We start from the raw sequence: 19387 nt of genomic DNA, 5'->3' as shown, positions 1-19387 counted from the left end.
GGCCCGATGCACATGAGTCGATCGGCGGCGCTGCCGCTCCTGGTCGCGGCGGTGCTCGTCGGGGTCACCGCGTGCAGCCCGATGGCGCCGACCGCGCCGTCGTCGACCCATGAGTCCACCGCTGCACCCGGGCATGACCGGGGTGATCCGATCGAGGCATGGGTGGACGAGCGGATGTCGCACCTCACGCTCGAGCAGAAGGCCGCCTCGCTCCTCATGCTGCACGCACCCGGCACCGACCCGGCGCCGCTCCTTGCCTACGTCGACGCGGGCGTGTCGGGGCTGCTCCTCATGGGCGACAACGTACCGGGCACGCCTCCGGAACTTGCGGCCCTCACGTCGGCGGTGCAGGACGGCCAGGACGCACCGGTGCTCATCGGCATCGACGAGGAGGGCGGCGAGGTGCAGCGCCTGCCGTGGGATACCGCGGCGAGCGCGGAGACGCTGCGCGGGGCGCCGGCAGCCGCCGCACGCGACGCCTTCGCGACCCGGGCGGCGACACTCGCCGACGTCGGCGTCTCGGTGAACTTCGGCGTCGTCGCCGACGTCACGCCGGATCCCGCATCGTTCATCTCCGGCCGCGTACTCGGCACGGACCCGTCCGCCGCGGCGGAGCGCGTCGCTGCGGCGGTGTCGGGGGAGCGGGGCGTCGTGCTCAGCACCATCAAGCACTTCCCCGGCCACGGCGCGGCGCCGGGCGACTCGCATTCGAGCGTCCCGGCGGCTCCACTGACCCTCGAGGAGTGGCGCTCGGGCCCGGCGATCCCGTTCTCAGCGGGCATCGCCGCGGGTGCCGATATCGTGATGACCGGCCACCTTTCGTACCCGGCGGTCGACGCGGCGCCCGCCTCGCTCTCGCCGACGTGGCACCGGATCCTGCGCGACGAGCTCGGCTTCGACGGCGTGATCGTGACAGACGACATGCTGATGCTCCAGCACAACGACCTGCCGGAGTTCGCCGATCCCGGCGAGAACGCGGTCCGCGCGGTCGCGGCGGGGTCCGACCTGCTGCTCTACGTGCTTCCGGCCGATCCGTCGGAGTTCGGCATCTCGGTGAGCGGACTCGTGGCGTCGATCGTCGGCGCCGTGCAGTCGGGGCGCATCAGCCAGGGGCGGCTCGACGACGCCGTCGAGCGGGTGCTCACCATGCGGCGCTCGCTGGCGACGACGTGAACGGATGTCGCACGCGGGGGAATAGATCTCGAGGGTTCATGCGTTTGCATGTGTGTGGCCGATCGGCCGCAGCGACATCGAACGGAGAACCGCACCATGACGAGCACCGCCACGACGATCGAGATCCCCGGCTACCGCGCCGGCACCTGGAAGGTCGACAACTCGCACAGCGAGGTCGGCTTCAGCATCCGCCACCTCATGATCAGCAAGGTGAAGGGCAAGTTCGAGCGTTTCGACGCGACCTTCGTGACCGCCGAGAACCCGCTCGACTCGAGCGTGACGGCGTCGGCCGAGGTGGCCTCGATCACCACGAACGAGCCGAACCGCGACGCGCACCTGCGCACGGGGGACTTCTTCGAGGCGGAGACCCACCCGACGATCGATTTCGTCTCCACGGGCGTGCGCGTCGACGGCGGCGACTTCAAGGTGGACGGCGACCTCACCATCCGCGGCACCACGAAGGCCGTGACGTTCGACTTCGACTTCGGCGGCTTCGGCGGCGACCCCTACGGCAACTACAAGGGCGGCGCCACGGCGAAGACCGTGATCAACCGCGAGGACTTCGGCCTCAGCTACAACGCCGCGCTCGAGACCGGCGGCGTGCTCCTCGGCGACCAGGTGACCATCACCCTCGAGCTGCAGGCCGCGCTCGAGCAGTAGATCGCTCGATCCGAGCGGGCGGTGCCGCGATCGCGGCACCGCCCGTCACCGTTCGACGGCGTGCAGCGCGTCGGTCAGTTCGCGGTCGCGACGGCGCCGAGCCGTTCGCCGTTGAAGCGAGCCCAGCGTGACAGAGCCGTGCGGTACCGCGAGGGCTCGACGGGCGCGTCGAAGCCGTAGAGGTCGACGGATGCCGTGCCGCGGGCGCGCGCGACCTTCCACACGCCCTCGACCACTCCCGCCGCGACGAGCACCGGCTGGAAGACGCCGTTCGCCCCGGGCACGACGCGACGCGCGTGACGTGGATCGCAGATCGGATCACGGTCGGTGTAGCCGAGGAAGTACTCGTCGAACGCGGCCAGCGCCATCCGTCCGCCACCGCGTGGAGCGGTCGAATCGGCATCGGCCGGCCACCCCGCGTCGGCGGCGACGAAGTGCCCGTCATCGAACGCCGTCACGGCATCGCCTGCCGCCGCGAGCGCGATGCCTGCATCGCCGAGCGTCAGGCCGGCCCACCACGCGAAGTCGCGCACCGTGACCGGACCGTGACCGGCCGCGTACGACGTGAACAGGCGCGCGAGCGTCTCCTCACGGCCGGGCTGCTCGCCCGTCGCGAGGGCCCACTCGTCGAGCAGCACGAAGCGCTGGCCGCGCCCCTCCACCGGGCCGCAGCAGAGCACCGCGTCCTGCGCGAGCCACCAGATCAGGTGATAGCCGCGCTGCCCTGTGGTCGAGATGCCGGCCGACTCCCAGGTGCCCAGGAGCTCCTCGCGCGACAGGGATCGGCCGACGAGCTCACGCTCAGCCACCGCACGAGCCCGGCGGTAGACCGCCGCATCGAGCTCGAGCAGCCGGTGAGTGGTGGCCGCGCGCTGCAGCATCCGGGGTCCGGTGATGGCGAGGATCGGCCGCAACGTCTCGGTCGGCAGAAGGTGCAGTGTGCCTCGCATGGGCCAGGAGCGCACCACCTCGCGCGACTCGATCGCCGCGTCGACATCACCCGCGACCGATCCGGGCACACGGACGCCGAGCACCCATTTCGCGGCCACGAAGTTCTGCGCCTGCACCGCGCCGAGGCGACGCGCCGCCGCGGTGATCGACGGCAGGCCGCCACGTAATCCGTGGGATTCGAGGCGCGCAGCGCGCAGGCGGGCGGCACTGGCGGGCTTCGGCATGCCTCGAGTCTGGCGGATGCCGGCGACATCCGTTCACCGTTGGAACGCTGCCGACGACCGGCGGGTCGCGCCGGTGACGATAGACTGGGGGGCTGTGCCACTCGGCACGTCGCCACCCACCCCGTCCCGCCGGAGGATCACCGTGCTCGCCGTCCATGATCTCGAGATCCGCGTCGGCGCACGCGTGCTGATGGAGCACGTGGACTTCCGCGTCTCGTCGGGCGACAAGGTGGGGCTCGTCGGCCGCAACGGCGCCGGCAAGACCACGCTCACCAAGACGCTCGCGGGCGAGACGCTGCCCACCGGCGGCCGCATCGACCGTTCGGGCGAGATCGGCTACCTGCCGCAGGACCCGCGCTCCGGCGACCCCGAGATGCTGGCGCGCACGCGCATCCTCGACGCGCGTGGTCTCGGCTCGCTGGTGCTCGGGATGCACGAGGCATCCCACCTGATGGGGTCGGACGACCCGGCGGTGGCCGAGCGGGCCATGCGCAGGTACGGCAATCTCACCGACCGATTCACCGCGCTCGGCGGCTACGCGGCCGAGGCCGAAGCCGCGTCGATCGCCTCGAACCTGAACCTGCCCGACCGCATCCTCGACCAGCCGCTGAAGACGCTCTCGGGTGGCCAGCGCCGACGCATCGAGCTCGCCCGCATCCTCTTCTCCGACGCCGAGACGATGATCCTCGACGAGCCGACCAACCACCTCGATGCCGACTCCGTCGTGTGGCTGCGCGAATTCCTCAAGGCCTACAAGGGCGGCGTCATCGTGATCAGCCACGACGTGGAGCTCGTGGGCGAGGTCGTGAACCGCGTGTTCTACCTCGACGCGAACCGCTCGATCATCGACATCTACAACATGGGTTGGAAGCACTACCTGCGCCAACGCGCCGCCGACGAGGAGCGCCGCAAGAAGGAGCGCGCCAACGCCGAGAAGAAGGCCGGAGCACTGCAGTTGCAGGCGGCGAGGTTCGGCGCGAAGGCGTCGAAGGCCGCTGCAGCCCATCAGATGGTCGCTCGTGCCGAGAAGCTGCTCGCGGGCCTCGAGGAGGTGCGCGCCGTCGACCGGGTCGCGAAGCTGCGATTCCCGACGCCGGCGCCGTGCGGCCGCACGCCGATCACGGCGAACGACCTGTCGAAGAGCTACGGCTCACTCGAGATCTTCACCGCGGTCGACCTCGCGATCGACCGCGGGTCGAAGGTCGTGATCATCGGCCTGAACGGCGCCGGCAAGACGACGCTGCTGCGCATCCTCGCGGGTGTCGACCGGCCCGACACAGGCGTCGTCGAGGCGGGGCACGGGCTTCGCGTGGGCTACTACGCGCAGGAGCACGAGACGCTCGACGTGAAGCGGTCGGTGCTCCAGAACATGGTGAGCGCGTCGCCGAACCTCACCGAGACGGAGGCGCGCAAGGTGCTCGGCTCGTTCCTCTTCACGGGCGACGACGTGCACAAGCCCGCCGGCGTGCTCTCGGGCGGCGAGAAGACCCGGCTCGCGCTCGCGATGATCGTCGTGTCGGGGGCGAACGTGCTGCTGCTCGACGAGCCGACGAACAACCTCGACCCAGCCAGCCGCGCCGAGATCCTCGACGCGCTCGCGCATTACGAGGGGTCGGTCGTGCTGGTCAGCCACGATCCGGGCGCGGTCGAGGCGCTCAACCCCGAGCGGGTGCTCATCATGCCCGACGGCACCGAAGACCACTGGAGCCGCGAGTACCAGGAGCTCATCGAGCTGGCGTGACCTACCGCCGGTCGAGGATCTCGTCCTCGATGTCGGCATCCCCGCGCTCGCGTGGCGGCTTCCGTGGCTCGCGCGGCGCCTTCGGCGCCTCGGGCGACGCGGATGCCTCGACGAGGGCACGGCGCTCCTGGTTCGCCGCCCAACCCAGTCCGATGAACCCGAGGAGCGCGAACACGAACCACTGCAGGGCGTACGAGAGGTGCGGACCCTCATCGCGAACAGGGCGAGCCGCTGCGAGCGGCGGGTCGCCGGCGTCGTCGCCCGCCTGCACGAGCAGCCCATACGCGCCCGTGTAGCTCGGCTCGCCGACACGGTCGGCGAGCTCTTGGAGATCGATGGTCGCGAGCTCGTCGCCGGTGCTGGTGCGGCCGGCGATGCGCTCCTCACCGGCCTTCAGGCGCGCCTCCACCTCGATGTGCCCCGAGGACGGGGCGGCGTACTCGCTCGGTCGGCCGTCGGAGTCCTGGGCGATCCAACCGCGGTCGACCATGAACACGGTGCCGTCGTCGAGGCGGAACGGCGTGACGACCTCGAAGCCGGAACTGCCCCCGAAGGGGCGATTGCGCACCACGACCTCCTCGTCGGCGAGGTATTCGCCGGAGAGGGCGACGACCTGCCAGCGCTGGTCGGCGTCGAACGCGTCCGTATCGGGGAGCGCCTCTGCCACCGGTATGGCGCCCGCGTCGTAGTTCGCGTCGATGCGTGCGACCTCGGCGAGCGCCTCCGCACGCCGGTTCAGCTGCCACGTGCCGAGCGCGCAGCATGCCACGGCGAAGACGATCACGAGGGCGAGGTATCCGAGCCAACGCGGTGACCTGAGGAACGACCACTCGCTCACGACTCCGCCCCCGTCGCGGCATCCGTCGTGACTGCCTCGAACGGCGCGACACGCACCGGGAACGACCGCGCCTCGAGGAACCCGCGGAGGTACTCGACGTGCTCGTCGCAGGCGAGCCAGGTCTTCCATCGGTCATCCGTATGGATGCGGGGATTCTGCCAGTCGATGCGCCAGGTGGCGGTCTCGCGGCATGCCGCGCGCGAGCACACGTCGGAGGCGGCATCCGCCCCGATGACGCCGATCACTCGACACCGTGCCCGTCGTCGGGCGGGGGAGCGGCCTCGGGGACCGGTTCGGCGTTCGGGGCATCCGGCGCCTCCGCATCGGGCGGCTCGCCTGCGCCCTCGGCAGGCATGGCACCCGGTTGCGCGGCGGTACTGGGCACGATGCTGCCGGGCCGGAGCACCTCGGGGGCCCTTGTCGGCCCACTGACGTTGGCGAGCACCACGGCCACGTACGGCAGGAAGATCGCGCCGGCGGCGAAGACCGCGAGCCACCAGCCCTGTGCGAAGAGCATGGCGAAGATGCAGGCGACACGGATCGACATCGCGATCGTGTACTTGATCATGCGCGCCCGCCGCTCCGCTTCGGGCGAGGGCGGAAGCGAGGTGATCGACTGCTGCTTCATGGTGGTCGCCGTGGGTCGCGCGGCACTCCTCTCCCTCAAGCCTACGTCCGTCTGAGCCCGGCGGAAGCCCCGATCGGCGAGCCTCTATGCTGGGACGGGCCGATCGGCCAGGGCGCCCGCCCGACCGCACAGAACGGAGTCCACATGACGACGAGTCGCACCGTCCTCGTGACCGGTGGCAATCGGGGCATCGGGTATGCGATCGCCCGCGAGTTCATCGCCCAGGGTCACCGAGTCGCCGTGACGGCCCGTTCCGGCGAGGGCCCCGAGGGCTCGCTCACGGTGCGGGCGGATGTCACGGATGCGGCCTCCGTCGACCACGCGTTCACCGAGGTCGAGGCGACCCTCGGCCCCGTCGAGGTCATCGTGGCCAACGCCGGCATCACGCGCGACACGCTCCTCCTGCGCATGAGCGAGGACGAGTTCACGAGCGTCATCGACACGAACCTCACCGGGGCGTTCCGCGTCGTCAAGCGCGCCTCGAAGGGCATGCTCAAGGCGCGCTTCGGCCGCATCGTGCTCATCTCCAGCGTGGTCGGCCTCTACGGCTCCGCGGGGCAGGTCAACTACTCGGCGTCGAAGGCCGGTCTGGTCGGCATGGCACGCTCCCTCACGCGCGAGCTCGGCGCCCGCAACATCACGGCGAACGTCGTCGCCCCGGGCTTCATCGAGACCGACATGACCGACGATCTGCCCGAGGCCCAGCAGGCGGAGTACAAGAAGAGCATCCCGCTCGGGCGGTTCGCGTCGCCCGAGGAGGTCGCGAAGGTGGTCGCGTGGCTCGCCGGCGACGACGCCGGCTACGTCTCGGGCGCGGTCATCCCCGTCGACGGCGGCCTCGGGATGGGGCACTAGGCACGCATCCCGTCGCACTGACTCAGGGGTCGATCCGCACCACGTCGTACTCGGTGTCGGGCGTCGGCGGCGTGCTGAATCGCGCGTTCGGCAGGAACAGGCTCGAGCCGTACGCCGCCACCGTGGTCGGCACGTCGAACTCGGGACTGGTCAGCTGGTCGACGAGCGTGCCGCTCGTACCGTCGGCGGCCAATCGGACGACCGCGACGGTGTTCGAGAAGTTCTGCACCACGTAGAGCGTGCCGCCGATCACGAGGAGGCCGTCGCCGTTCGGCAGTGCGGTGCCGCCGAGATCGACCGTGGTCGCCTCGCCGGTCGCCGGATCGACGCGGAACAGGGTCGCCGTCGCCGACTGGATCACGAGGAGCGACTGGCGATCCGGCGTCTCGGCGATGCCGTTGGCGTTGAAGTCCGGCTGCTGCACCCAATCGCCGGTGAGTGACAGGGTCACGATCTCCGAGGCATCCGGCAGCGTGCCCGACGGTGCCACCGGCAGGAAGTACAGCTCAGCTGCGAAGCTGTTCGTGAACCAGGCACCGTCGCGGGTCAGCACGACATCGTTGATGAATGCCGGACCCTCGGTCAGCTGGTAGTCGGCGAGGACGTCGCCGGTCGCACTGTCGACGACGCGTGCGGTTCCGGACGGCCCGCCCGAGACGAACAGGCGACCGTGCTGGTCGATCTTGAGGCCGACCGACGGAGTACCGGGGCCCTCGCTGATGACCTCGCCCTGGCCGGTGCGCAGGTCGGCGGCGTAGATGTCGCCGTCGGCCAGTGATCCGAGGTAGGCGGTCCCGCGCGGATCGATGGCGATGCCCTCGGGGCGGAAGCCATCGGGCAACTCGATCAGGTCCTCGACCGCACCGCCTCCCGGCGGCGAACTCGCGGCGTAGGCTGCGCCTGCCGCCGAGACGGCGAGGAGGCCAGCCAATGCGACGGCGGCGAATGTACGTGCGACGATGCGACCGGACATGCGCACATGCTACGTCGGCATCGCCGCAGCGGCCAGCTTCGGCCGGTTCCCTCATCGAGGCGACCCGGCGATCGGGCGCAGGCGGTCCGAGGCGGCGTCAGCCGCGCAGCCCGAGCAGCGCCAGCACCTGGCTGAGGTCGGGACGGTCGATCGCGACATCCGCTCGCTCGCGTACGACCGGCTTCGCGCAGAATGCGACTCCGAGCGTCGCCCGGCCGAGCATCTCGAGGTCGTTGGCGCCGTCACCCACCGCGACGGTGCAGTCGAGGCGGATGCCGCTCGCCTCGGCCCACTCGTCGAGCGCCGTCGCCTTGGCGTGGGCGTCGATGATCGCGCCTTCGACACGACCGGTGAGCCGCCCGCCCACCACCTCGAGCCGGTTCGCGCGGCAGAAGTCGAGGCCGAGCCGCGTCGCAAGCGGATCGAGCAGCTCATGGAACCCGCCGGAGACGACGCCCATGCGCCCGCCGGCGGCGTGGACGCCCTCGATGAGCTCGTGCACCCCGGCGGTCGGCGTCATGCGGGCCCGCGCCTGCTCGAACACCGCGACGTCGAGTCCCACGAGCGTCGCGACCCGTTCCCTGAGGCTGGCCGCGAAGTCGAGCTCGCCACGCATCGCACGCTCGGTCACCTCGGTCACGAGGTCGAGGCTGCCCGCGGCGTCCGCGAGCAGTTCGATCGCCTCCTCGCGGATGAGCGTCGAGTCCGCATCGAGCACGACGAGGGGGCCGCTCGCGCGGCCGGCCGCCGTGCCCGTCACGCGGAGGCCCGAACCCGCGAGCCCTTGCCGACGACCGTGATGCCGCTGTCGGTCACGATGAAGCCGCGCGCAAGGTCCTCGGCGCGGTCGACGCCGATGTGCGCCCCTGCCTCGACGACGACCTCCTTGTCGAGGATCGCCCGCTGCACGGTGGCGCCGGCGTCGATGCGTGCGCGGTCGAAGAGGATCGAGTCCGCCACGTGTGCTCCGGAACCCACGATCGCCCACGGCCCGAGCACGCTGCGCTCCACGTGCGCCCCCGAGATGACCGATCCGAGCGAGACGATCGAGTCGATGACGGTGCCGAGGGAGCCGCGCGCGTCGCGTGTGAACTTGGCCGGCGGCGAGTTGAGCTGCTGGCTGAAGATCGGCCACTCGCGGTTGTAGAGATTGAACACGGGCAGCACCGAGATGAGGTCCTGGTGGGCCTCGAAGAAGGAGTCGATCGTGCCCACGTCGCGCCAGTAGTAGCGGTCGCGGTCGGTGGAGCCCGGCACGTCGTTGCGCTTCAGGTCGTAGACGCCCGCGGCGCCCTGCGAGACGAACGCGGGAATGATGTCGCCGCCCATGTCGTGGCTGGAGTCTGTGCGCTCCCCGTCGCGGAGCACGGCGTCGATGAGCGCATCGGCGTCGAACACGTAGTTGCCCATCGACGCGAGCACCTCGTGCGGCGCGTCGGGCAGCCCCACCGGCTCCTTCGGCTTCTCGAGGAACCGATGGATGCGGGCGGGGTGCTTGGGGTCCACCTCGATGACCCCGAACTGGTCGGCCAGCGAGATCGGCTGGCGGATCGCGGCGACCGTGGCCGACAGGCCCGACTCGATGTGGGCGTCGATCATCTGGCTGAAGTCCATGCGGTACACGTGGTCGGCGCCGACCACGACGATGATGTCGGGCTGCTCGTCGTAAATGAGGTTGAGGCTCTGCAGGATGGCGTCGGCCGACCCCGAGAACCAGCGCTTGCCGAGACGCTGCTGCGCGGGGACGGATGCGACGTAGGAGTTCAGCAGCCCGTTCATGCGCCACGTCTGCGATACGTGGCGGTCGAGGCTGTGCGACTTGTACTGCGTGAGCACCACGATCTGCCTGAGGCCCGAGTTCAGCAGGTTCGACAACGCGAAGTCGATGAGTCGGTACTGCCCGCCGAACGGCACCGCGGGCTTCGCGCGGTCCTCCGTGAGGGGCATGAGCCGCTTGCCCTCGCCGCCAGCGAGGACGATGCCGAATACCTTGCGCGCCATGCCCACCAGCGTAGTCAGACGACGCCGCTTGCGTGGTGGGGAAGTCGGACCATGACGGATGCCGCTGCGCTAGCGTTGCACCATGCGCGTCGACCTGCTCACCCGTGAGTACCCGCCCGAGGTGTATGGAGGCGCCGGAGTGCACGTCGCCGAGCTCGTGCGGGCGCTCCGTCGCGACCTCGACGTGGTCGTGCGCTGCTTCGGGGCGCCGCGCGACGAGGCCGGCGCATTCGGGTACGCCACGCCCGCCGAGTTCGACGGTCGAAACGCCGCGCTCGGCACCATGGGCGTCGACCTGCTGATGGCCGGGGATGCCGCCGGCGCCGACCTCGTGCACTCGCACACCTGGTATGCGAACTTCGCCGGCTTCACCGCGAAGAGGCTTCACGGCATCCCGCACGTCGTCACGGCGCACAGCCTGGAGCCGCTGCGGCCATGGAAGGCGGAGCAGCTGGGCGGCGGCTACCGCCTGAGCTCCTGGGTCGAGCGCACGGCGTTCGAGGACGCCGACGCCGTCATCGCCGTGAGCGGAGGCATGCGCCGCGACATCCTGCGCGCCTACCCGTCGATCGACCCCGGCAAGGTCGAGGTCGTGTACAACGGCATCGACCTCGCCGACTGGCAGCCCAACCACGACGCCGAACTCGCGCGGTCGCTCGGCCTCGACCCAGATCTCCCGTCGGTGATCTTCGTCGGGCGCATCACCCGGCAGAAGGGACTGCCGTACCTCCTACGCGCGGCGCGCCTGCTGCCGCCCGACGTGCAGCTCGTGCTCTGCGCGGGTGCACCCGACACGGAGGAGATCCTGGCCGAGGTCACCGCCCTCGTCGACGAGCTCAGTGCCGAGCGCGGTGGCGTCGTCTGGATCGACCGCCACCTGCCGCGAAACGAGCTCACCGCGCTGCTCACGGCTGCGACCGCGTTCGTCTGCCCGTCGGTGTACGAGCCCCTCGGCATCGTGAACCTCGAGGCCATGGCGTGCGGCGCTCCCGTGGTGGGCACCGCCACCGGCGGCATCCCCGAGGTCGTCGACGACGGCGTGACCGGGGTGCTCGTGCCGATCGAGCAGGCAGACGACGGCACGGGCACTCCGCTCGACCCCGACGCGTTCGTCGGCGACCTCGCAGCGGTGCTCACGCGCGTGGTGACCGACCCCGACTCCGCCCGGGCGATGGGGCGGGCGGGGCGTCGCCGCGCCGAGGAGCATTTCGCGTGGGACGCGATCGCCGCACGCACACGCGAACTGTACGAGCGGGTGCTGGAGGGTTGACGCGAGCGCGACGTCGCGCCGGCGGCGGCCCCTCCGGCGGAACGGAGGGCCCTTCCGGTCCCGATAGCATGGGTCACATGGCGAGTACGGTGCTGCAGTTCCGCGATGTGTCGGTGGTCCGAGACGGCAATCTGATCCTCGACTCGGTGACGTGGAGCGTCGACTCCGACGAGCGCTGGGTCATCCTCGGGCCGAACGGTGCGGGCAAGACGACGCTGCTGCAGATCGCCGCCGCGGCGATGCATCCGTCGAAGGGCACGGCGGACGTGCTGCAGGAGGCGCTCGGCAAGGTCGACGTCTTCGAGCTCCGCCCCATGATCGGCTTCGCCTCCACGGCGATGGCACGCAAGATCCCGCGCAATGAGATCGTGCTCGATGTGGTGCTCACGGCGGCGTACTCGGTCACCGGCCGCTGGAACGAGGAGTACGAGGAGATCGACCTCCGCCGCGCCCATCGCGTGCTCAAAGAGTGGGGCCTCGAAGGCTTCGCCGAGCGCAAGTTCGGCAGCCTCTCCGACGGCGAGCAGAAGCGCGTGCAGATCGCCCGCTCGGTGATGACCGACCCCGAGCTGCTCCTGCTCGACGAGCCCGCCGCGAGCCTCGACCTCGGCGCACGCGAGGAGCTCGTCGGCCTTCTCGGCGGCTACGCCTCCTCGACGGCATCGCCCGCGATCGTCATGGTGACCCACCACGTCGAGGAGATCCCGCAGGGCTTCACGCACGCGCTGCTGCTCTCGCACGGCGGCATCGTGGCCGCCGGACCGATGGCCGAGGCACTGACGTCTGAGACGCTCACCGAGACATTCGGGCTCGACATCGACCTCACCGAGGCCGAGGGGCGATTCGCCGCGCGCGCCGCCTGACGTGCCACCGCGGCGATTCTGCTAGAATCGATAGCTGGCCCGAGGGCCACCATGCTTTTCTGCCGCCGTGCGTGCGCTCGTGGGCGGAATTCCAGTTCATCATCCGATCAGCAAGGAAGTCTCCATGAAGACCGACATCCACCCCGAGTACAACGCCGTCGTCTTCCGCGACCTCTCCTCGGGCGCCACGTTCCTCACCCGCTCGACCGCGACGAGCGACAAGACGATCGAGCTCGATGGCGTCACCTACCCGGTGATCGACGTCGAGATCTCGTCGGAGTCGCACCCGTTCTACACGGGCAAGCAGCGCATCATGGACTCGGCCGGCCGCGTCGAGAAGTTCAACCAGCGCTTCAAGAACTTCGGCAAGTAGGCACTGCCGAACGAGGGCGGGCGACTCCAGTCGCCCGCCCTTCGTCATGCCGTGACCGACTGGCGGGTCGAGGCTAGAACAGCATGTCGGCGGACGCCGGTACCGGCAGGGCGAGCTCGAGCACCGGGGCGGACATGGGCAGCGTCGCCGTCGCAGGTCGCCGGACGGGCCAGGCGCCCGAGGTCGTGAACCCGGGCTCGCCGTTCGCGCGACGGTACGCCTGGTAGCTCTCGGCCTGCTCGCGGCACCAGTCCACCTGCCGCGCGTGAAGGTCGGCGACCGCGACTGCCGCGAGTTCGGGATAGGTACGCACGATGGCCTGCGCCACGCGGCCGGCCGCGACAGCATCGGCGCCGGCGTCGTGAGCGTTCGGCAGCTCGACGCCGTAGTGCGCGGCCGCCGCCGTGAGGGTGCGCTTGCCTCGCCGGTAGCGGTCGACGGCCTTGTCGATGACGAGCGGGTCGATCACCGGCCCGGGGCCGGGCAGCGGCGTGTGGCCGTAGCGCTCGGCCTCGCGCTCGAGGAGGGTGAGGTCGTACGCCGCGTTGTAGGCCACGATGGGCAGGCCCCGGCTCGCGGCATCCGACAGTGCTGCGATGATCTCGGCGACCGCGCCGGCAGCGGGAACGCCCTCGAGCCGGGCTCGCTCGGTGGTGACGCCGTGGATGAGCGACGCGGCGGTGGGGATCTCCACGCCCGGATCGACGAGCCACTCGCGACGCTCGAGCACCTCGCCGCTCGCGCCGATCACGCCCACGTGGGCGGTCACGATGCGGCAGGTGTCGACGTCGATGCCGGTGGTCTCGAGGTCGAAGACGACGAGGGTGTCGGCCCAGCGGGCGCTGCTCGTGGCATCCATGGTTCGAAGGCTATGGGCGGCCACCGTCAGACCCGCGGAGCGACCCGCGTGTCCCGGCATCGACTGTGGACGGCGGGCGATCGCGCAGGCACCGCGCCGTAGAATGTGCGGGATGATCGCCTCCCCGTACGACGAGCAGCTCGCTCGCATCCCCGTGAGCGCGCACCGCACCGACGTCGACGGCGCCGAGACCGCGTGGTGGGAGTACGGTCAGGCGGATGCCCCGGTGCTCGTGCTCGTGCACGGCTTCCGCGGCGACCACCACGGCCTCGAGCCCGTGGTCGCGCAGTTGCCGGGGTTCCGCATCATCTCACCCGACCTTCCGGGCTTCGGCGAGTCGGCGACGTTCGCCGATCGCCCCCACGACATCGAGGGGTACGCCGACTGGCTGGCCGCGTTCATCGACGCGAGCGGCATCACCGGCCCGTACGCGCTACTCGGACACTCGTTCGGATCGATCGTCTCGGCCGCCGCCGTGGCCCGCGGCCTCGCGCCCGAGCGACTCGTGCTGGTGAACCCGATCGGCGCTCCCGCACTCGAGGGCCCGCGCGGGGTGATGACCCGCCTCGCGGTGCTGTACTACCGCACCGCAGCGGCGCTTCCCGAGCGCGCGGGCTTCGCGCTCCTCCGCAACGGCGCGATCGTGCGGGTCATGAGCGTCACCATGGCGAAGACCCGATCGAAGACGCTCCGCCGGTGGATCCACGACCAGCACGACCGGTACTTCTCCGTGTTCGGCGATCGCGACGCCGTGCTGGAGGCGTTCCGGGCGTCGGTGAGCCATGACGTGAGCGAGTACGCCGCCGACATCCACGTGCCCACCCTGCTCGTCGCCGCCGAGCGCGACGACGTCACCCCGATCGACGCGCAGCGTCGCCTCGTGACGCTCTTCCCGGATGCCTCGCTCGAGATCATCCCCGAGGTCGGGCACCTGATCCACTACGAGACGCCCGGCGACGCCGCCGGCCGCATCCTCCGCTTCCTGCGCTCCGGAGCGCGCGCGTGAGGGTCGTCGTCGACTGCCGTTATGTTCGCATCGGCCACCACGACGGGATCAGCCGGTTCACGGCGGGCATCGTCACGGAGCTCGGCAAGCGGCATCCGCTCACCATGCTCATCAGCGACCACCGGCAGCTCGAGATGCTGCCGGCGCTGCCGTGGCAGCTCGTGAGCTCGCCGACGAGCATTCGCGAGCCGCTCGTGGCCCTCCAGGTGAGGAAGCTCCGTCCCGACATCGTGTTCACGCCGATGCAGACGATGGGGTCGTGGGGACGCGACTACAAGCTCCTGCTGACCCTGCACGACCTCATCTACTACGAGAACCGCACCCCGCCCCTCGACCTGTCCTGGCCCGTCCGCCTGCTGTGGCGGCTCTACCACCTCGCATGGTGGCCACAGCGCATGCTGCTCAACCGCGCCGACGCCGTCGTCACGGTGTCCGAGACCACTGCCGGGCTCATCCGGGAGCACCATCTCACCGATCGCCCGGTCACGGTGGTGCCGAACGCCGCCGGCGACCACGGCGCGCGCTCGCTGCCGCGCCAGCGACCCGAGGGTCGCCGGCTCGTGTACATGGGCTCCTACATGCCGTACAAGAACGTCGACACGCTCGTGCGCGCCGTCGCCGCCCTGCCCCGACACGAGCTGCATCTCATGAGCCGAATCAGCCGCGATGAGCGTGCCCGGCTCACGCAGCTCGCCCCGCAGGCCCGGCTCGTTTTCCACAACGGTGCGACGGATGCCGAGTACGCCAGGCTCCTCTCCGGCGCCACCGCGCTCGTGCACGCGTCGCGCGCGGAGGGGTTCGGCATCCCGCTCGTCGAAGCCATGCGCCTCGGCACGCCGGTCGTGGTGAGCGACATCCCGATCTTCCGCGAGATCGGCGGCGACGCCGCCCTCTTCTTCGATCCGGGCAACCCCGAGTCACTGGTCGCGGCCCTCTGGTCGCTGGAACGCGAGGGGGAATGGGAGTGGCGCTCCGCGGCATCCGTCGCCGTGGCCGCACGCTACAACTGGGCGTCGTCCGCGGAGCAGCTGCTCGCGCTCATGCGTCGCACGGTGGCGCCGGGCACGCGTCGTCGTCGCGCGGGCCGGCGGCGCTGAGCCGACGACGGGTCATGACCGCAGTGCGGCCGCCATCGCGGTGAGCGTCTCGCTCGCGCCGGCGTCGATCTTCACCGTCGCGCGGCTGTCGCCCTTGGTGATGCCGCGGTTCACGACGATGATCGGCGTGCGGCGGCGACGCGCGAGCTCGATGAGCCGCATGCCCGAGTTCACCACGAGCGACGATCCCGCCACGAGCAGCGTGTCGGCACCCTGCACGAGCGAAGCCGCGGCCTGGTAGGTGTCGGCCGGCACGAACTCGCCGAAGAACACGACATCGGGCTTCAGGATGCCTCCGCACACGGTGCAGGCAGGGATCACCATCGCGTCGACGTCGTCGACGTCCACGTCGCCGTCGGGCCGCGGACGAATGCCGGTCTCGAGGTCGATCGCCGGGTTCAGCTCGGTGAGGCGGTCGGCAATGGCCTGCCGGGCGTAGTGCTGGCCGCACGTGAGGCACAGCACGCGGTCCATTCCGCCGTGCAGCTCCACCACGTGGCGGCTGCCTGCCCGCCGATGCAGCCCGTCGACGTTCTGCGTGACGACCCCCGTCACGACGCCGCCCGCCTCGAGGTCGGCGAGCGCGACGTGGCCCGAGTTGGGTCGCGCATTGCCGAAGCTGCGCCAGCCGAGATGGCTCCCCGCCCAGTAGCGCTTGCGCGCCGTCTCGGAGGCGAGGAAGGCCTGCAGGGTCATCGGCGTGCGCACCGGGGCGCCCTCGCCGCGGTAGTCGGGGATGCCGGAGTCCGTCGACACGCCCGCGCCGGTGAGCACTGCGACCTGTGCGCCGCGCATGAGGCCGATCGCCGCATCGAACAGCGCATCGGTCAGCATCGGAGCTTCGAGGCCAGGCACCACCGCGTCTCCCTTCGCCGGTGGTCCGATTCTAGACGTCTCCGTTTTCCGGAATGTTTCGTGCACTGGCAGGCTGGAGGGGAGGAGACCCATGCACATCGAACGAGTCCGCGACGCGGCATCCGACGCCGTGGCCGACTACGCCCGGCTCACCGACGTGACCCTGCGCAGCGCCCACGAGCCTGCGCAGGGCCTCTACATCGCCGAGTCCGCGAAGGTCATCCGCCGAGCCATCGGCGCGGGCCATCGGCCGCGCTCCGTGCTCATGGAGGAGAAGTGGCTCCCCGGCCTCGAGTCCGCCCTCGCTCCGTTCGACGTGCCCGTGCACCTCGCCGACCCCGACCAACTCGAGGAGATCACCGGCTACCGCGTGCACCGTGGGGCCCTCGCGGCGTTCGAGCGTCCGGCCCTCCCCGACCCGGCGGAGCTGCTCGCCGCCGCGCGCAGGGTCGTCGTGCTCGAGGACATCGTGGACCATACGAACGTCGGCGCCATCTTCCGCTCGGTCGCTGCGCTCGGAGCCGACGCGGTGCTCGTGAGCCCGAGGTGCGCCGACCCGCTCTACCGGCGCAGCGTTCGGGTCAGCATGGGCACGGTCTTCCAGGTGCCGTGGACGCGCCTGCCCGAGTGGCCCGAGGCGGCACGGATGCTGCACGCCCACGAGTTCTCGATCGCGGCGCTCGCCCTGGCCGCCGACGCGGTCTCGCTGCGCCACCTCGCCACCGACCCGCCCGAGCGGCTCGCGCTCGTGTTCGGCGCGGAGGGCGACGGGCTCAGCACGCACGCGCTCGACGCCGCCGATCTCGTCGTCAGGATCCCCATGGCGCACGGCGTCGACTCGCTGAACGTGGCCGCCGCGGCGGCCGTCGCGCTCTACGCGCTGGCCGTCGATCCGATCACCGGCGAGCCCGCGGGAGGCGATCGATGAGCGCCGCGTCACCGAAGCCCAGGCCGAGCGTCCGCGTGTACCGCCGACGTCGCATCGTCGTGTTCAGCGCCCTCGCCATCGTGCTCGCGCTGCTCACCACGGGCGGCTTCTACACCGCCAACGCGCTGGGGGCGCCCATCCCGGCCGCCGCACCGCAGGTGACCGACCCGGCGCCGGTCGTCGCCGCACCGCAGGCGCTCGCCCTGCCGGGATTCGGCAGCTACGCGGTCGGCGCGGTCGGGTTCGACGGGCTCCTGGCGGCCGGCAACGAGCAGGACCCCGTCGCGATCGCCAGCATCACCAAGGTCGTCACCGCGCTCGTGGTGCTGGAGGAGCATCCGATCGCAACGGGGCAGGGCGGCCCCGAGATCGCCTACACCGACGCCGACGTCGCCATCTACTGGGACATGATCGCGCAGAACGGGTCCGTCGCGCCGGTGCAGGCGGGAGCGACCCTGACGCTCCGCGAGAGCCTCGAGGCGATGCTGCTGCCGTCGGGCAACAACTATGCGATCTCCATCGCGAACTGGGCGTTCGGGTCGGTCGACGGATTCCTCGAGCGGGCCCGCGCCTGGCTCGACGCGCACGGCCTCGTCAACACGCGCCTCGCGGACTCGAGCGGTCTCTCCCTCGAGAACGTCAGCACCGCCGCCGAACTCGTGCAGCTCGGCGAGATCGCGCTCGAGAATCCCGCCGTCGCCGAGATCGTCGCGACGCAATCGGTGGACGTCCCCGAGCTCGGCACCCTCAAGAACGGCAACAAGCTCCTCGGCACCCACGGCGTCGACGGCATCAAGACGGGCACCACCGACGACGCCGCGAACCTGCTCTTCTCCGCCGACGTCCCGGTCGGGTCGTCGAGCGTCACCGTCGTCGGGGTGCTCCTCGGCGGCGCGACGCACGCCGTGCTGAACGACGCGATCGCCGCGCTCCTCGACTCCGTCGCACCAGGGTTCCACGAGGTCGCGCCGCTCGAGGCGAACCAGACGCTCGCGGAGTACGAGACCCCGTGGGGCGAGACGGCCCGAGCACGCACGACCGGCGGGGCATCCGTCGTCGTCTGGAGCGACACGCCGGTCGACGTCGAGGTGCACGCCGATCCGGTGACGCTCGCGGACCGCGGCGACGAGGTGGGCACCGCCGTGGTGCGTGCGGGATCGCAGGAGATCACGGTGCCGCTCGTGCTCGACGCCTCGCTCACCGACCCTGGGGCCTGGTGGCGACTGACGAACCCCGGGGCGCTCGACCCGGCGCGGGTCGCTCAGTCCGGCAGCGAGTAGGGACCGGCATCCGGTCGCTTCGCCGAGACGAGGTCGCCCGACGACTGGTGACGGATGCGGCGCAGGACCCACGGCACGAGATACGCGCGCGCCCACGCAAGGTCTTCGACGCGTGCCTGCCGCCACGTGCTCGTCGGGAGCGGCTCGGGCTTCATGGGCTCGAGGTCGTTCTCGACGTTGAGCGCGTCGAGCACCATGCGCGCAACCGTGTGGTGGCCGAGCGAGTTGACGTGCAGGCGGTCGGGCGACCACATGCGCTGGTCCTGGATCTCGCCGAGCGCCCACAGGTCGGCGACGATGCAGTCGTACTTCTTGGCGACCGTCCGGAGGTTCTCGTTGTAGATCGCGACCTTGCCGCGGATGCCGCGGAACACGGGTGAGAACCCGACGTCGACCCCGGTGAAGATGACGATCGCGGCGTGGTCGCGGGAGAGCCGTTCGATCGCGTGCTCGAACCGCGCCGCGACCTCGTCGGGGTCGGTGCGCGGCCGGATGACGTCGTTCCCGCCAGCGGAGATCGTGATGAGGTCGGGCCGGAGCGCGCGGGCAGGCTCGAGCTGTTCGTCGATGATCTGGTGCATGAGCTTGCCGCGCACCGCCAGGTTGGCGTACGCGAAGTCCTCGGTGCCCTGCGACAGCACCTCGGCGACTCGGTCGGCCCAGCCGCGGTGGCCGCCCGGCATTGTGGGCTCGGGGTCGCCGATGCCCTCCGTGAACGAGTCGCCGAGGGCGACGTAGCGGGACCAGGGATGCAGCTGCGTAACCATGACTCCCATTGTGCCAAGTCGTCGGTTCGAGGATGTCAGGCCCCT

The 19387-nt window shown here is 70.8% G+C and carries 21 protein-coding genes; 11 read left to right on the top strand and 10 right to left on the bottom strand.

What is annotated here, in order from left to right; all coding sequences use genetic code 11:
- Nucleotides 1-6: 6 nt before the first annotated feature.
- Nucleotides 7-1173: a glycoside hydrolase family 3 N-terminal domain-containing protein gene (locus tag ASG80_RS14325; protein WP_056731835.1), complete on the top strand. Its 1167-nt coding sequence runs from the start codon at nt 7-9 to the stop codon at nt 1171-1173.
- A gap of 96 nt (nt 1174-1269) precedes the next feature.
- Nucleotides 1270-1833, top strand: a complete 564-nt coding sequence (locus tag ASG80_RS14320; RefSeq protein ID WP_056731833.1) for a YceI family protein — start codon at nt 1270-1272, stop codon at nt 1831-1833.
- Nucleotides 1834-1907: 74 nt separating this feature from the next.
- On the opposite strand, the gene ASG80_RS14315 is transcribed toward ASG80_RS14320, so the two are convergent.
- Complete coding sequence (locus ASG80_RS14315) at nt 1908-3008, bottom strand: winged helix DNA-binding domain-containing protein (protein ID WP_056731831.1); 1101 nt, start codon at nt 3006-3008, stop codon at nt 1908-1910.
- A gap of 142 nt (nt 3009-3150) precedes the next feature.
- On the opposite strand from ASG80_RS14315, the gene ASG80_RS14310 reads away from it, so the two are divergent.
- Nucleotides 3151-4749: an ABC-F family ATP-binding cassette domain-containing protein gene (locus tag ASG80_RS14310; RefSeq protein WP_056731830.1), complete on the top strand. Its 1599-nt coding sequence runs from the start codon at nt 3151-3153 to the stop codon at nt 4747-4749.
- 1 nt (nt 4750) lies between these two features.
- Here the strand turns inward: ASG80_RS14310 and ASG80_RS14305 are convergent, their stop codons facing one another.
- The 3 genes from ASG80_RS14305 to ASG80_RS24795 are packed head-to-tail and all read right to left on the bottom strand — an operon-like array spanning nt 4751 to nt 6215.
- The gene (locus ASG80_RS14305; protein ID WP_056731828.1) at nt 4751-5587 is read right to left on the bottom strand and encodes an SURF1 family protein; all 837 of its coding nucleotides are present in this window, start codon (nt 5585-5587) and stop codon (nt 4751-4753) included.
- Nucleotides 5584-5832 (bottom strand): hypothetical protein, encoded by a 249-nt coding sequence (locus tag ASG80_RS14300; protein WP_235508335.1) that lies wholly within the window; start codon nt 5830-5832, stop codon nt 5584-5586. Before ASG80_RS14300 ends, ASG80_RS14305 begins: the two co-directional genes overlap by 4 nt.
- A complete protein-coding gene (locus ASG80_RS24795) occupies nt 5829-6215 on the bottom strand; it encodes a DUF3099 domain-containing protein (protein ID WP_082590380.1) in 387 nt (128 codons plus the stop codon). Before ASG80_RS24795 ends, ASG80_RS14300 begins: the two co-directional genes overlap by 4 nt.
- A gap of 144 nt (nt 6216-6359) precedes the next feature.
- Here ASG80_RS24795 and fabG point away from each other — a divergent pair, with 144 nt between their 5' ends.
- Nucleotides 6360-7070: a 3-oxoacyl-[acyl-carrier-protein] reductase gene (gene fabG, locus ASG80_RS14290; RefSeq protein ID WP_056731827.1), complete on the top strand. Its 711-nt coding sequence runs from the start codon at nt 6360-6362 to the stop codon at nt 7068-7070.
- A 22-nt stretch (nt 7071-7092) separates the two neighbouring features.
- Here fabG and ASG80_RS14285 read toward each other — a convergent pair whose 3' ends face one another.
- The 3 genes from ASG80_RS14285 to ASG80_RS14275 all read right to left on the bottom strand — a co-directional run bounded on the left by ASG80_RS14285 (nt 7093) and on the right by ASG80_RS14275 (nt 10044).
- Nucleotides 7093-8043 (bottom strand): SMP-30/gluconolactonase/LRE family protein, encoded by a 951-nt coding sequence (locus ASG80_RS14285; protein ID WP_056732175.1) that lies wholly within the window; start codon nt 8041-8043, stop codon nt 7093-7095.
- 97 nt (nt 8044-8140) lie between these two features.
- Nucleotides 8141-8803, bottom strand: coding sequence for a phosphoserine phosphatase SerB (gene serB, locus ASG80_RS14280; RefSeq protein WP_056731825.1), 663 nt, complete (start codon nt 8801-8803; stop codon nt 8141-8143).
- Nucleotides 8800-10044 carry a glucose-1-phosphate adenylyltransferase gene (locus ASG80_RS14275; protein WP_056731823.1) on the bottom strand — a complete coding sequence of 415 codons (1245 nt, stop codon included), beginning with the start codon at nt 10042-10044 and terminating at the stop codon, nt 8800-8802. Before ASG80_RS14275 ends, serB begins: the two co-directional genes overlap by 4 nt.
- Nucleotides 10045-10126: 82 nt before the next feature.
- On the opposite strand from ASG80_RS14275, the gene glgA reads away from it, so the two are divergent.
- The 3 genes from glgA (at nt 10127) to ASG80_RS14260 (ending at nt 12550) form a co-directional block, all read left to right on the top strand.
- A complete protein-coding gene (glgA, locus tag ASG80_RS14270) occupies nt 10127-11314 on the top strand; it encodes a glycogen synthase (protein WP_056731821.1) in 1188 nt (395 codons plus the stop codon).
- 77 nt (nt 11315-11391) lie between these two features.
- Nucleotides 11392-12177: an ABC transporter ATP-binding protein gene (locus ASG80_RS14265; RefSeq protein WP_056731819.1), complete on the top strand. Its 786-nt coding sequence runs from the start codon at nt 11392-11394 to the stop codon at nt 12175-12177.
- Between the two features lie 124 nt (nt 12178-12301).
- Nucleotides 12302-12550 (top strand): type B 50S ribosomal protein L31, encoded by a 249-nt coding sequence (locus tag ASG80_RS14260; RefSeq protein WP_056731818.1) that lies wholly within the window; start codon nt 12302-12304, stop codon nt 12548-12550.
- A gap of 73 nt (nt 12551-12623) precedes the next feature.
- Here the strand turns inward: ASG80_RS14260 and ASG80_RS14255 are convergent, their stop codons facing one another.
- On the bottom strand, nt 12624-13409 hold the full coding sequence (locus ASG80_RS14255; RefSeq protein WP_082590378.1) for an exonuclease domain-containing protein: 786 nt from the start codon (nt 13407-13409) through the stop codon (nt 12624-12626).
- A 112-nt stretch (nt 13410-13521) separates the two neighbouring features.
- On the opposite strand from ASG80_RS14255, the gene ASG80_RS14250 reads away from it, so the two are divergent.
- Both ASG80_RS14250 and ASG80_RS14245 read left to right on the top strand, forming a co-directional pair.
- The gene (locus ASG80_RS14250; protein WP_056731816.1) at nt 13522-14415 is read left to right on the top strand and encodes an alpha/beta fold hydrolase; all 894 of its coding nucleotides are present in this window, start codon (nt 13522-13524) and stop codon (nt 14413-14415) included.
- Nucleotides 14412-15512 (top strand): glycosyltransferase family 1 protein, encoded by a 1101-nt coding sequence (locus tag ASG80_RS14245; protein WP_056731814.1) that lies wholly within the window; start codon nt 14412-14414, stop codon nt 15510-15512. The genes ASG80_RS14250 and ASG80_RS14245 overlap by 4 nt, the downstream gene beginning before the upstream one ends.
- Before the next feature lie 12 nt (nt 15513-15524).
- On the opposite strand, the gene ASG80_RS14240 is transcribed toward ASG80_RS14245, so the two are convergent.
- Nucleotides 15525-16346: an NAD-dependent protein deacetylase gene (locus ASG80_RS14240; RefSeq protein WP_056731812.1), complete on the bottom strand. Its 822-nt coding sequence runs from the start codon at nt 16344-16346 to the stop codon at nt 15525-15527.
- A 112-nt stretch (nt 16347-16458) separates the two neighbouring features.
- Here ASG80_RS14240 and ASG80_RS14235 point away from each other — a divergent pair, with 112 nt between their 5' ends.
- Together ASG80_RS14235 and ASG80_RS14230 are read left to right on the top strand one after the other, a co-directional pair.
- Entirely contained in the window at nt 16459-17295 is an 837-nt protein-coding gene (locus tag ASG80_RS14235; RefSeq protein WP_056731810.1) for an RNA methyltransferase, read from the top strand.
- Entirely contained in the window at nt 17292-18575 is a 1284-nt protein-coding gene (locus tag ASG80_RS14230) for a D-alanyl-D-alanine carboxypeptidase family protein (protein ID WP_056731808.1), read from the top strand. Before ASG80_RS14235 ends, ASG80_RS14230 begins: the two co-directional genes overlap by 4 nt.
- Here the strand turns inward: ASG80_RS14230 and ASG80_RS14225 are convergent.
- Complete coding sequence (locus tag ASG80_RS14225; RefSeq protein WP_056731806.1) at nt 18557-19342, bottom strand: SGNH/GDSL hydrolase family protein; 786 nt, start codon at nt 19340-19342, stop codon at nt 18557-18559. The genes ASG80_RS14230 and ASG80_RS14225 overlap by 19 nt on opposite strands.
- Between the last annotated feature and the right edge of the window lie 45 nt (nt 19343-19387).

It is taken from the genome of Agromyces sp. Soil535 (assembly GCF_001428255.1).
Lineage (GTDB): Bacteria > Actinomycetota > Actinomycetes > Actinomycetales > Microbacteriaceae > Agromyces.
This window is presented reverse-complemented; position numbering and strand designations above follow the sequence as displayed.